Annotated in this window: 13 protein-coding genes; 12 read left to right on the forward strand and 1 reads right to left on the reverse strand. The window is 73.5% G+C overall.

The genetic code is table 11. From position 1 onward, the window contains the following. Nucleotides 1–5: 5 nt before the first annotated feature. Nucleotides 6–836: a hypothetical protein gene (locus ACI3ET_RS13825; RefSeq protein WP_405033646.1), complete on the reverse strand. Its 831-nt coding sequence runs from the start codon at nt 834–836 to the stop codon at nt 6–8. Between the two features lie 31 nt (nt 837–867). On the opposite strand from ACI3ET_RS13825, the gene ACI3ET_RS13830 reads away from it, so the two are divergent. From ACI3ET_RS13830 to hemC, 12 genes are all read left to right on the forward strand, one after another. Then, the gene (locus ACI3ET_RS13830; protein WP_405033647.1) at nt 868–1,797 is read left to right on the forward strand and encodes a Ppx/GppA family phosphatase; all 930 of its coding nucleotides are present in this window, start codon (nt 868–870) and stop codon (nt 1,795–1,797) included. Continuing rightward, the gene (locus ACI3ET_RS13835) at nt 1,790–2,602 is read left to right on the forward strand and encodes a sugar phosphate isomerase/epimerase family protein (protein WP_405033648.1); all 813 of its coding nucleotides are present in this window, start codon (nt 1,790–1,792) and stop codon (nt 2,600–2,602) included. Before ACI3ET_RS13830 ends, ACI3ET_RS13835 begins: the two co-directional genes overlap by 8 nt. Before the next feature lie 17 nt (nt 2,603–2,619). Then, nucleotides 2,620–3,585, forward strand: a complete 966-nt coding sequence (locus tag ACI3ET_RS13840) for a proline dehydrogenase family protein (protein WP_405033649.1) — start codon at nt 2,620–2,622, stop codon at nt 3,583–3,585. A 5-nt stretch (nt 3,586–3,590) separates the two neighbouring features. Continuing rightward, nucleotides 3,591–4,394, forward strand: a complete 804-nt coding sequence (gene proC / locus ACI3ET_RS13845; RefSeq protein WP_405033650.1) for a pyrroline-5-carboxylate reductase — start codon at nt 3,591–3,593, stop codon at nt 4,392–4,394. Between the two features lie 66 nt (nt 4,395–4,460). Then, nucleotides 4,461–5,000 (forward strand): GNAT family N-acetyltransferase, encoded by a 540-nt coding sequence (locus ACI3ET_RS13850; protein ID WP_405033651.1) that lies wholly within the window; start codon nt 4,461–4,463, stop codon nt 4,998–5,000. Nucleotides 5,001–5,050: 50 nt separating this feature from the next. Beyond that, nucleotides 5,051–6,238, forward strand: a complete 1,188-nt coding sequence (locus ACI3ET_RS13855) for an acetoin utilization protein AcuC (protein ID WP_405033652.1) — start codon at nt 5,051–5,053, stop codon at nt 6,236–6,238. 196 nt (nt 6,239–6,434) lie between these two features. Next, nucleotides 6,435–6,635 (forward strand): helix-turn-helix domain-containing protein, encoded by a 201-nt coding sequence (locus ACI3ET_RS13860; protein WP_405033653.1) that lies wholly within the window; start codon nt 6,435–6,437, stop codon nt 6,633–6,635. 197 nt (nt 6,636–6,832) lie between these two features. Continuing rightward, nucleotides 6,833–6,931, forward strand: a complete 99-nt coding sequence (locus ACI3ET_RS13865) for a 30S ribosomal protein bS22 (RefSeq protein WP_003792170.1) — start codon at nt 6,833–6,835, stop codon at nt 6,929–6,931. Nucleotides 6,932–7,022: 91 nt separating this feature from the next. Beyond that, nucleotides 7,023–7,268, forward strand: coding sequence for a glutaredoxin family protein (locus ACI3ET_RS13870; protein ID WP_405033654.1), 246 nt, complete (start codon nt 7,023–7,025; stop codon nt 7,266–7,268). A 187-nt stretch (nt 7,269–7,455) separates the two neighbouring features. After that, on the forward strand, nt 7,456–8,118 hold the full coding sequence (locus tag ACI3ET_RS13875; protein ID WP_405033655.1) for a redox-sensing transcriptional repressor Rex: 663 nt from the start codon (nt 7,456–7,458) through the stop codon (nt 8,116–8,118). Continuing rightward, a complete protein-coding gene (locus ACI3ET_RS13880) occupies nt 8,115–9,500 on the forward strand; it encodes a glutamyl-tRNA reductase (RefSeq protein ID WP_405033656.1) in 1,386 nt (461 codons plus the stop codon). Before ACI3ET_RS13875 ends, ACI3ET_RS13880 begins: the two co-directional genes overlap by 4 nt. Beyond that, a partial coding sequence (gene hemC, locus ACI3ET_RS13885) for a hydroxymethylbilane synthase (protein ID WP_405033657.1) occupies nt 9,497–10,340 on the forward strand: 844 nt, incomplete at its 3' end. The genes ACI3ET_RS13880 and hemC, both read left to right, overlap by 4 nt.

The following is a 10,340-nucleotide window of genomic DNA, read 5'->3' on the forward strand; positions in this document are numbered from 1 at the left end:
GGACGTCAGGGTATGCGGCAGCTCCGACAGTCCTGCGCGGACGCGGCGGCGACCGCGGTGGCCGGGTGCACGAGCAGCGGCAGCCGCAGCCGCCCGTCCGGACCGGGCGGCCCCGCCCCGACCACGGCGCCCACGGCCAGGAGGTGCTCCTCGCACAGCCGTGCGAGCACGGCATACGCCTGCTCCCCGGCGAGCTCGACGAGCTCGGCACGCAGCGAGACGTAGACCGGCACGCCACCGGTGTGCGCGAGCGGGGAGCCGGTGCAGTACCAGTCGAGGTCGTGCCCGCCCGGGCCCCAGGCGCGGCGGTCGTACTCGGTGAGGGTGACCTCCAGGTAGGTCGTGCCGTCGGGGACCTCGACGTCGCGGTAGAGGCGGCGGACCGGAAGCTGCCAGCACACGTCCGGCTTGGTCGTCAGCGGCTCCACCCCCTCGGCGACCGCGTGCTGGTGCAGGGCGCAGCCTGTCCCCGCGGGGAAGCCCGGGCGGTTGAGGAAGATGCACGCGCCGTCGACGACCCGTGTCGTGCTCGCGTCCTCGTCGGCGACCTGCCAGCCCTCCTCCAGCCCCGCGTCCCGCAGCTCCCACTCGTCCGGGCCGAGGCGCTCGACGACGGCCGCGACCCGGGCCACGTCGTCGGCGTCGGTGAAGTGGGCGCCGAGGGTGCAGCAGCCGGCGTCGGGCTCGTCCGCGTCGATCCCGGGGCAGCCGGTACCGAAGATGCACCGCCAGCGCGAGGTCAGCCAGGTCAGGTCGACCCGCAGCCGCTGGCCCGGCTCCGCCGGGTCGGTGAACTCGGCCCACGCCCGAGGCGTCTCGAGCGGGGTCTCGGTCATCGCGTCACTGTAGAGGGGGATAATGGAGGTCATGCGACTCGGCGTGATCGACGTGGGATCCACCACGGTCCACCTGCTCGTCGTCGACGCGCACCCGGGCGCGCACCCGCTGCCCGACTACTCCCACAGCGTCCCGCTGCGCCTCGCGCAGCACCTCACCGACGACGGTGCCCTGTCCGACGAGGGCGCGGGCGCCCTGGCCCGCTTCGTCACCGACTGCGTGGAGGTCGCGGAGAGCCGCGGCGTCGCGCAGCTGATGGCCTTCGCGACCAGCGCGATCCGCGACGCCACGAACACCGAGGCCGTCCTCGAGCAGGTCGCCGCGGCCTCCGGCGTCGACCTGCAGGTGCTGGCAGGGGAGGACGAGGCGCGGATGACCTTCCTCGCCGTCCGTCGCTGGTTCGGCTGGTCGGCCGGCCGTCTCCTCGACGTCGACATCGGCGGCGGCTCCCTGGAGCTCGCGGCCGGGATGGACGAGGACCCGGACGTCGCGGTCTCCCTGCCCCTCGGTGCCGGCCGGCTCACCCGCGAGCTCGTCGGCGACCCGCCCGGTCCCGACCAGGTCAGGGCCCTGCGCAAGCGGGTGCGCTCGGAGATCGCCCGGGTCCGTCCCGCCCTGGCCAAGGTCGGCGAGCCGCACCTGGCGGTCGGCACCAGCAAGACCTTCCGGTCCCTGGCTCGGGTCTGCGGCGCGGCGCCGCGTGCGGACGGGCCGTTCGTGGACCGCACCCTGAGCCGGGCCGCCCTGGCCGAGCTGGTGCCCAGGCTGGCCTCGATGACGGCGGCCGAGCGCGCCGGCCTGCCCGGCGTCTCGAGCGCCCGTGCGCCCCAGCTGCTCGCCGGCGCGGTCGTGGCCGAGTCGGCGATGGAGCTGCTCGACCTCGAGGAGCTCACCATCTGCCCCTGGGCCATGCGAGAAGGCCTCATCCTGCGCTTCATGGACGGACTCAGCGATGACTGACCACATCCCGGTGCACCTCTCGTCGTCCTCGGTCTACCCCGAGAACGCCGCCTACTGCTTCGACCTGGCGCAGCGCCTCGGCTACGACGGCGTCGAGATCATGGTGTGGACCGACCCCGTCACCCAGGAGGCCGGGGCCCTGCGTGCGCTCGCCGAGCTGCACGAGCTGCCGATCGGGGCGATCCACGCCCCCACCCTCCTGCTGGCGCAACGACTCTGGGGCTGGGAGCCGTGGGGCAAGGTCGAGCGGGCGCTCGACCTCGCCGCCGAGGTGGGGGCGGGCTGCGTGGTCGTCCACCCGCCGTTCCGGTGGCAGCGGGGGTATGCCGAGGGCTTCGTCGAGGGGGTCGCGGAGCGTCAGCGCAGCTGGGGGGTCAAGATCGCGGTCGAGAACATGTTCCCGTGGCGCTCCGGCGTCAACGCGATGCAGGCCTACCTGCCGGGTCCGGACCCGCGCGACTTCCCCTACGGCGACGTCACGCTGGACATCTCGCACGCCGCCACCGCCGGCACCGACGCCCTCGAGCTCGCCCAGGACCTGGGCGACCGGGTCACCCACCTGCACCTGGGCGACTCCTTCGGCTCCTTCAAGGACGAGCACCTCGTGCCCGGTCGCGGCAACCAGAAGTGCGCGGAGGTCCTGGACCACCTGGTGCAGACCGGTTTCGAGGGCGTCGTGAGCCTGGAGGTCGGCACCCGCCGGCTGAAGACCGCCGCTCGCGAGGAGGCGCTCGCCGAGTCGTTGGCCTACGCCCGCGAGCACCTCGGCCAGCACGACCTGCCGGGGGCCCGGCCCCCCGCCTGAGCGTACGATCTGCAGCCATGGACCTCGCCGACCTCAATCCGGCCGTGCTCATGCGGCAGACCCTGCTCGGGATGAGCCGCAACGACTCGCTCCGCTCCGTGATCGAGGCCGCGCCGGTCAGCCGCGACGTCGTGCGACGGTTCGTCGGCGGCGTCACCCACCAGGACGTGCTCGCGGCGGCCACCGAGCTCGTCGACACGCGCCGTCTGGTCACGATCGACTATCTCGGCGAGGACACGGTGGACCCGGCGATGGCCGAGCACACCCGCGACGCCTACGTCATGCTCCTGGGCCTCCTCGCCGAGGCCGGCCTCACCGCCGACGCCACCGTCGAGGTCAGCCTCAAGCTCAGCGCCCTCGGTCAGGCGCTCGGACGCGACGGCAACGCGATCGCCCTCGAGAACGCCCGGGCCATCTGCCGGGCCGCCGCCAACGCCGGCACCACCGTGACCCTCGACATGGAGGACCACACGACCACCGACCTGACGCTGTCGGTCCTGCGCGACCTGCGCCAGGACTGGCCGTGGGTGGGGGCCGTGCTGCAGAGCTACCTCTACCGGACCGAGCAGGACTGCCGGGACCTGGCCACCGAGGGCTCGCGGATCCGGATCTGCAAGGGCACCTACAAGGAGCCCGAGACGGTCGCCTTCCAGGACAAGGCCGACGTCGACCGGTCGTTCGTGCGCTGCCTCAAGATCCTCATGGAGGGTCCGGGCTACCCGATGATCGCCTCGCACGACCCGCGTCTCGTCGAGATCGCCACCGTGCTCGCCGACAAGGCGCAGCGAGAGGCGGACAGCTTCGAGTTCCAGATGCTCCTCGGCATCCGGCCGGAGGAGCAGCTGCGGCTGGCCGCCAGCGGGGCCCGGATGCGCGTCTACGTCCCCTACGGCGAGGAGTGGTACGGCTACCTCATGCGGAGGATGGCCGAGCGCCCGGCGAACCTGGGCTTCTTCCTGCGCGGCCTGGCCACCCGGGGATGAGGGGTATGACGATCGCGCTGCTGGGTGCGGGCGTGATGGGCAGCACGCTGCTCGCGGCGCTGGTCCGCTCGGGGCACGACCCGGCCGACCTGGTGGTCGCGGACAAGTCGGTCCAGCGCGCCGAGCAGGTCGCGGACGAGCACGGCGCCCGAGCCCTGCCCGCCCCCGAGGCCGTCGAGGCCGCCGACGTCGTCGTGCTGGCCGTCAAGCCCCAGGACATGGCCGCCCTCGTCGAGGAGGTCCACGACCACGTGCGGCCCGGGACCCTCGTCGTCTCCATCGCCGCCGGCATCTCGACCGACTTCCTGGAGCGCCGGCTCCCGGAGGGCACGTCGGTGGTGCGGGTCATGCCCAACACCCCCGCGCTGGTGGACCAGGGGATGTCCGGGATGAGCCCGGGGCGGCACTGCACGGACGAGCAGCTCGAGCAGGCCAGGATGCTGATGGCGAACGTCGGGCGGGTCATCGTGCTCGACGAGGTGCACCAGGACGCGGTGACCGCGATCAGCGGCAGCGGACCGGCCTACATCTTCTACGTCGTCGAGGCGATGATCGAGGCCGGCGTGCTGCTGGGACTGCCGCGGGACACCGCGACCGAGCTGGTCGTCCAGACCCTCTACGGCGCCGCCACGATGATCCGCGAGACGGGCACGCACCCCACGGTCCTGCGCGAGCAGGTGTCCAGCCCGGGCGGCACGAGCGTCGCGGCGCTCCGGGCGCTGGAGGACCACAAGGTGCGCGCCGCCTTCCTCACGGCGATGGAGGCGGCCGCGACCCGCTCCAGCCAGCTCTCGCCCCCGGCCGTCTGAGCGCCCGTCACCGCCTGTTCACCGACGCCCGCGCAGCACCCTCAGACCGTGTGACAGAGTAGGGCCATGAGTGAGATTCACGTGCGCGTCCTGTCCGAGGACGAGTGGGCCAGCTACCGCGACGTCCGTCTGCGCGCTCTGCGTGAATCACCAGAAGCCTTCGTCGCGTCCGCCGAGGAAGAGGCTGCCTTCACCGACGAGACCTGGCAGACCCGCATGGAGCGCTCCCGCCGGATCCTCGCCGAGGACGACGGGAACGTCATCGGCGTCGTGAGCGTGGGCACCGGCCACCGCACCAACATCCCCGGCGCCGGAGAGCTGTTCGGCCTGTGGGTCGAGGCCCCCCGCCGCGGCACCGGCGTGGCCCGTCGGCTGATGGAGAAGGCCGCGGTCGTGGGCCGCGAGGTCGGGCTCAAGCAGCTCGTCTACTGGGTCGGCACCGACAACGGCCGCGCCGTCGCCTTCGCCTCCAGCTTCGGCTTCCGCCCCACCGACGACCGTCGCCCCATGCGGATCCGCGGCGTCGACGAGGAGGACGCGGACTCCGAGGAGATGATGATGGTCTACCCGCTCGCCGACAACGGCGGCGTGCCGACCTCCCTCTGACCGGTCCGACCCCCCGACCACGACGTCCTGTCGTGGATTACCGTGGTCCCATGACCGGGTCATGGGTGATGTGGGACGACCGCTACACGGCCTACGACTTCGGGCCCGGGCACCCCATGCACCCCTCGCGGCTCGACCTGACCCACCGGCTCTGCGACGCGATCGGACTGCTCGACCACGCCGACGTCGAGGTTCGGTCCGTCGTGCCGGCCACGGACGAGGAGCTGCTCACCGTCCACACCCCCGACCTGCTTGCGGCCGTCAAGGAGGCCTCGCAGGACCCCGGTGCGGCGACCGGTCGGCACGGCGTCGGCACCGACGACACCCCGGCCTTCCGGGGCATGCACGAGGCCTCGGCGCTCGCGGTCGGCGGCACGCTCGCCGCCTGCGAGGGGGTCTGGACCGGTGCCGCGCGGCACGCGGTCAACATCGCCGGCGGCCTGCACCACGCTATGCCGGCGGCGGCCAGCGGGTTCTGCGTCTACAACGACATCGCCATCGGCATCCGCCGCCTTCTCGACCTGGGGGCCGAGCGGGTGCTCTACCTCGACCTCGACGTGCACCACGGCGACGGGGTTGAACGGTGCTTCTGGAACGACGACCGGGTGATGACGGTCTCGATCCACGAGACCGGACGCGCGCTCTTCCCCGGCACCGGCTTCCCCGGCGACACCGGCGGTCCGCGCGCCCTCGACTCGGCGGTCAACATCGCCCTGCCGGCCGGGACCGGCGACGAGGGCTGGCTGCGCGCCTACACGGCCGTGGTCCCCACCATCGCGCGCGCCTTCCGCCCCGACATCATCGTCAGCCAGCACGGTTGCGACTGCCACTACGCCGACCCGCTGGCCCACCTGTCGGTGTCGATGGACGCGATGGCGGTGGCCCAGGGGTGGGTGCGCGACCTGGCCGAGGAGACCGCGGGCGGTCGCTGGGTGGCCCTCGGCGGCGGCGGCTACGAGCTGGTCGACGTGGTCCCGCGCGCCTGGACGCACCTGACGGGTGTCGTCACCGGACGCCCGGTGGACCCCGGCCTGCCCGTCCCGGAGTCCTGGCGGGACCACGTGGCGGAGGTCTACGGGCGGGAGGCCCCGACCACGATGGGCGACCGGGGCGGCCGGGCCATCAGCTACGGCAGCTGGGGCGAGGGATACCACCCGGAGGACCCCGTGGACTCGGCCATCATGGCGACGCGACGCGCGGTCTTCCCGGGCTGGGGCCTGGACCCGTTCTTCGACTGATCCACCACGCCTGACCCAGCGGCCACAGCCGCTTCATTGGTCACAGACGGCGTGTCGCTCTGGACTTTCTTGTGCCACGACTTTCGCAACCACCACTCCTGCCCCTAGTGTTGGCCCGACAACAGTGGAGACGGGCCGGAGGGGAAGCCGCGACCGTTCCCACGCGACACGATGTTCGACAGACGGGAAACGTCCAATGGCTGAAGAGCGCCAGCTCGGCGAGATGACGTTCATGACGGTGGCCGAGGTGGCTGCCGTGATGCGCGTGTCCAAGATGACGGTGTACCGACTGGTGCACTCCGGCGAGCTCCCCGCGGTCCGCGTCGGTCGCTCCTTCCGTGTCCCGGAGAAGGCGGTCCACGACTACCTCGAGGAGTCCTACCACGGGACGGCCTGAGCGCCGACGGTGCCCGGAGCGGGTTTGGGGCCGCAGCGCGGTCGCGCTAGGCTTGGGTCATCCGTCGTGCGGGTGAGGTGTGGCAGTGATGCCGCGACACCCCCGGCCTCGCTCGACCCGAGTGCCACCCGCGCTCGACCCGAGTGCGCTGCACGACGCCGGAGCAGCACCCCGACCATCGAGACGAAGGACAGCCCATGGGCTCTGTGATCAAGAAGCGCCGCAAGCGGATGGCGAAGAAGAAGCACCGCAAGCTGCTGCGCAAGACGCGTCACCAGCGTCGCAACAAGAAGTGACCGGCTGACGGTCCGAACGCACAGGTAGGGCGCCACCCCGGCGGGGTCGGCGCCCTACCTGTCTGGTGCCCCGGGCAGAGGAGGAGCAGGTATGCCGTTGACCCTGACGATCGTGACGCGCCGGGGGTGCCACCTCTGCGAGGAGATGGAGGCGACCGTCCGACGGGTCCTGGGGGAGGACCACCCGGTCGAGCTCCTCGACCTCGACGAGGCGGGCGCCGGCGACCCGGCCCTGCTCGCGCGGTGGACCACCCTCGTCCCGGTCCTCCTCGTCGACGGCGAGGAGCTCGCCCACTGGCGCGTCGACGAGGCCACGGTCCGCTCCCTCCTCCGGTGAGGCGTGCTCCCTGCCTGCTGGGGGGTGGCTCCTCGCCACCGTCCTCGCGCGGGCCCGCGAGCGGTCGTTTGGCCGATCTGGGGGAGCAGCCCTAGAGTGTGGGGGTCCGCGTCGGGGGGCTCCAGCAAGGTCTGGTATAAGGCCCGTTCGTCCGACGCCGCCCGATGAGAGGAGCCGGTCCGCAGTGATGGCCGAGTCCACCCGACGAGGGGTCCCCGAGGCCACCGTCGGAAGACTCCCCGGCTACCTGCGTGCCCTCACCTCCCTCGCGGAGCAGGGCCACCACTCCGTGTCCAGCGAGGCGCTCGCCGCCGAGACCGGCGTGCGCTCGGCCCAGGTCCGCAAGGACCTGTCCTCGCTCGGGTCCTACGGGGTGCGCGGCGTCGGCTACGACGTCGTCCGGCTGAGCGAGCAGATCTCGGCCGAGCTCGGCCTCAGCGAGGACCGTCCCGTCGTCATCGTCGGGATGGGGAACCTGGGACGCGCGCTGGCCGCCTACGACGGCCTCGCGACCCGCGGCTTCCACATCGTCGCGCTCGTCGACAACGCCCCCGACGTCCTCGGGCAGGAGATCCACGGGCTCGTCGTCCAGCCGCTCGCCGCCCTCGACCCCGCGCGCACCCCGGTGGCGGTGGGGGTCATCACCACGCCGGCCGACGCGGCGCAGGAGGTGGCCGACCGCCTCGTGGCGCTCGGCGTCCGCTCGATCCTCACCTTCGCCCCCACGGTGCTGCGCGTCCCGGAGGACGTCCACGTCCGTGCCGTCGACCTCGCCACCGAGCTGCAGGTCCTCGCCTTCCACGAGCACCAGCGGGCCCTCGCGGGCGGCGGCGGGCTGGAGGTCGGATGAGCGTCCTGGTCGTGGGCATGTCCCACCACAGCGCACCGATCGAGCTGCTCGAGCGCGCCGCCCTCACCCCGGGCGCCGCCCGCGAGCTCGGCGCCCGCCTGCAGGCCGGCGACCACGTCGAGGAGACGCTGGTCCTGTCGACGTGCAACCGTCTCGAGGTCGTCGTCGAGGCCGGCACCTTCCACGGGGCGCTGTCCGAGGTCGGCGACGCCCTCGGCGAGCTCACCGGGCTGAGCCAGGAGGAGCTGACCTCCCACCTCTACGTCCACTACGACGACCGCGCGGTCTCCCACCTCTTCGAGGTCGCCTGCGGCCTCGACTCCCTGGCCGTCGGCGAGAGCGAGATCCTGGGCCAGCTGCGCGAGGCGCTGGCAGCGGCGCAGCGCGAGGGACGCCTCGGCGTCTCGCTCAACCCGCTGCTCCAGCAGGCGCTGCGGGTCGGCAAGCGCGCCCACGCCGAGACGGCCATCGACCGCGTCTCGCGCTCGCTGGTGGGGCTGGGCCTGGACCGCGCCACCACCGTCCACCCCGACCTGTCCACGGTCCGCGCGGTCGTCGTCGGGGCCGGCGCGATGTCCGGCCTCGCCGTCGCCCGGCTGGTCCGCGCGGGCGTCGCCGACGTCACCGTGGTCAACCGCACGCGTGCCCGTGCCCTGCGGCTGGCCGAGAACCACCAGGTGGTCGCCGGGGACTGGGCCGACCTCGAGCGTCTTGTCGGCGGGGCCGACCTGGTGCTCGCCTGCACCGGAGCCGTGGGCCACGTCGTCGAGCACGACGCGCTCGCCGCCGCCCGGGCCGCGACGGGCCGCACCGGGGCGCCGCTCGTCCTGCTCGACCTCGCTCTCCCGCGGGACGTCGACCCCGCCGTCACCGACCTGCCGGGCGTGCACCTGTGGGGGCTCGGAGACCTGCACTCCTCGCTCGAGGCCGTGGTCGCGTCCGGTGCCGCGACGTCCCCGGAGGAGGGGCTCCTGCCCCGTCCGGTGGCCGGCGCCGTCCCCCACCGGGCGGTCGCCGAGGTCCGTGACCTCGTGACCAGCGAGGTCGCCGCCTACTTGACCGAGCGCCGCGCCGCCCGCCTCGGCCCGACCCTCGCCGCCCTGCGGGCCAGCGCGAGCAAGGTCGTCGACGCCGAGATGGCCCGTCTGGACCAGCGTGTCCCGCACCTGCCCGAGGACGAGCGGGTCGAGGTCCGCCGGACCGTCCAGCGGGTGGTGGACAAGCTGCTGCACACCCCCAGCGTCCGGGCCAAGGAGCTGGTCTCCTCCGGCGACACCGACCTCGCCCACGCCCTGCGCGAGCTGTTCGACCTCGACCCGCACGAGGTGGTGGTCACGACCCGGCCGCCGCTGACGCTGCCGACCGCCGGGGGCGAGGCATGAGCCGCCTGCGCCATCCGCTTCGCCTCGGCACCCGCGCCAGCGCCCTGGCCACGGCCCAGTCCGGGTGGGTCGCCGACCGGCTGCGGGCCTCCGGCCACGACGTCGAGCTCGTGCTCGTGCGCACCGAGGGGGACGTCTCGCGCGCCAGCCTGTCGGAGATCGGTGGCACCGGGGTCTTCGCCTCGGCGCTGCGCGACGGGCTCCGGCAGGGACGCATCGACCTGGCCGTGCACTCCCTCAAGGACCTCCCGACCGCACCCGAGCCGGGCCTGGTCGTGGCGGCGGTGCCCGAGCGGGAGGACCCCCGCGACGTGCTCGTCGCCCGCGACGGCCTTCGGCTCGCCGGGCTGCCGGCCGGCTCCGTGGTCGGCACCGGGTCCCCGCGCCGCGCCGCCCAGCTCGCCCAGGTGCGTCCCGACCTGCACGTCCGGGACATCCGCGGCAACGTGGACACCCGCATCGGCTACGTCCGCTCCGGCGAGCTCGACGCCGTCGTGCTCGCCGCCGCCGGACTCTCGCGGCTGGGCCTCCTCTCCGAGGCCACCGAGGTGCTCGACCTCGACGTCATGCTGCCGGCCCCCGGCCAGGGCGCCCTCGCGGTCGAGTGCCGGGAGGACGACGTCGAGCTGCGCGCCGTGCTGGTCGAGCTGCTCGAGCACCCGGCGACCCGGGCGGCCGTCACCGCCGAGCGCGCCGTGCTGTCCCGGCTCGAGGCCGGCTGCACCGCACCGGTCGCCGCCTGGGCCCGCCCCACCGCGGGCGGGCTCGACCTCACCGTCTTCGTGGCGCTGCACGATCCTGTGCAGCGCCACACCACCAACCGGGAAAGACCAAGAACCA

Source organism: Ornithinimicrobium jinqii, assembly GCF_045032595.1.
GTDB lineage: Bacteria > Actinomycetota > Actinomycetes > Actinomycetales > Dermatophilaceae > Ornithinicoccus.

Excerpts from the sequence above, each read along its gene's own strand:
- ACI3ET_RS13825 (WP_405033646.1), bottom strand. The coding sequence starts at position 836 with ATGACCGAGACCCCGCTCGAGACGCCTCGGGCGTGGGCCGAGTTCACC.
- ACI3ET_RS13830 (WP_405033647.1), top strand. The coding sequence starts at position 868 with ATGCGACTCGGCGTGATCGACGTGGGATCCACCACGGTCCACCTGCTC.
- ACI3ET_RS13835 (WP_405033648.1), top strand. The coding sequence starts at position 1,790 with ATGACTGACCACATCCCGGTGCACCTCTCGTCGTCCTCGGTCTACCCC.
- ACI3ET_RS13840 (WP_405033649.1), top strand. The coding sequence starts at position 2,620 with ATGGACCTCGCCGACCTCAATCCGGCCGTGCTCATGCGGCAGACCCTG.
- proC (WP_405033650.1), top strand. The coding sequence starts at position 3,591 with ATGACGATCGCGCTGCTGGGTGCGGGCGTGATGGGCAGCACGCTGCTC.
- ACI3ET_RS13850 (WP_405033651.1), top strand. The coding sequence starts at position 4,461 with ATGAGTGAGATTCACGTGCGCGTCCTGTCCGAGGACGAGTGGGCCAGC.
- ACI3ET_RS13855 (WP_405033652.1), top strand. The coding sequence starts at position 5,051 with ATGACCGGGTCATGGGTGATGTGGGACGACCGCTACACGGCCTACGAC.
- ACI3ET_RS13860 (WP_405033653.1), top strand. The coding sequence starts at position 6,435 with ATGGCTGAAGAGCGCCAGCTCGGCGAGATGACGTTCATGACGGTGGCC.
- ACI3ET_RS13865 (WP_003792170.1), top strand. The coding sequence starts at position 6,833 with ATGGGCTCTGTGATCAAGAAGCGCCGCAAGCGGATGGCGAAGAAGAAG.
- ACI3ET_RS13870 (WP_405033654.1), top strand. The coding sequence starts at position 7,023 with ATGCCGTTGACCCTGACGATCGTGACGCGCCGGGGGTGCCACCTCTGC.
- ACI3ET_RS13875 (WP_405033655.1), top strand. The coding sequence starts at position 7,456 with ATGGCCGAGTCCACCCGACGAGGGGTCCCCGAGGCCACCGTCGGAAGA.
- ACI3ET_RS13880 (WP_405033656.1), top strand. The coding sequence starts at position 8,115 with ATGAGCGTCCTGGTCGTGGGCATGTCCCACCACAGCGCACCGATCGAG.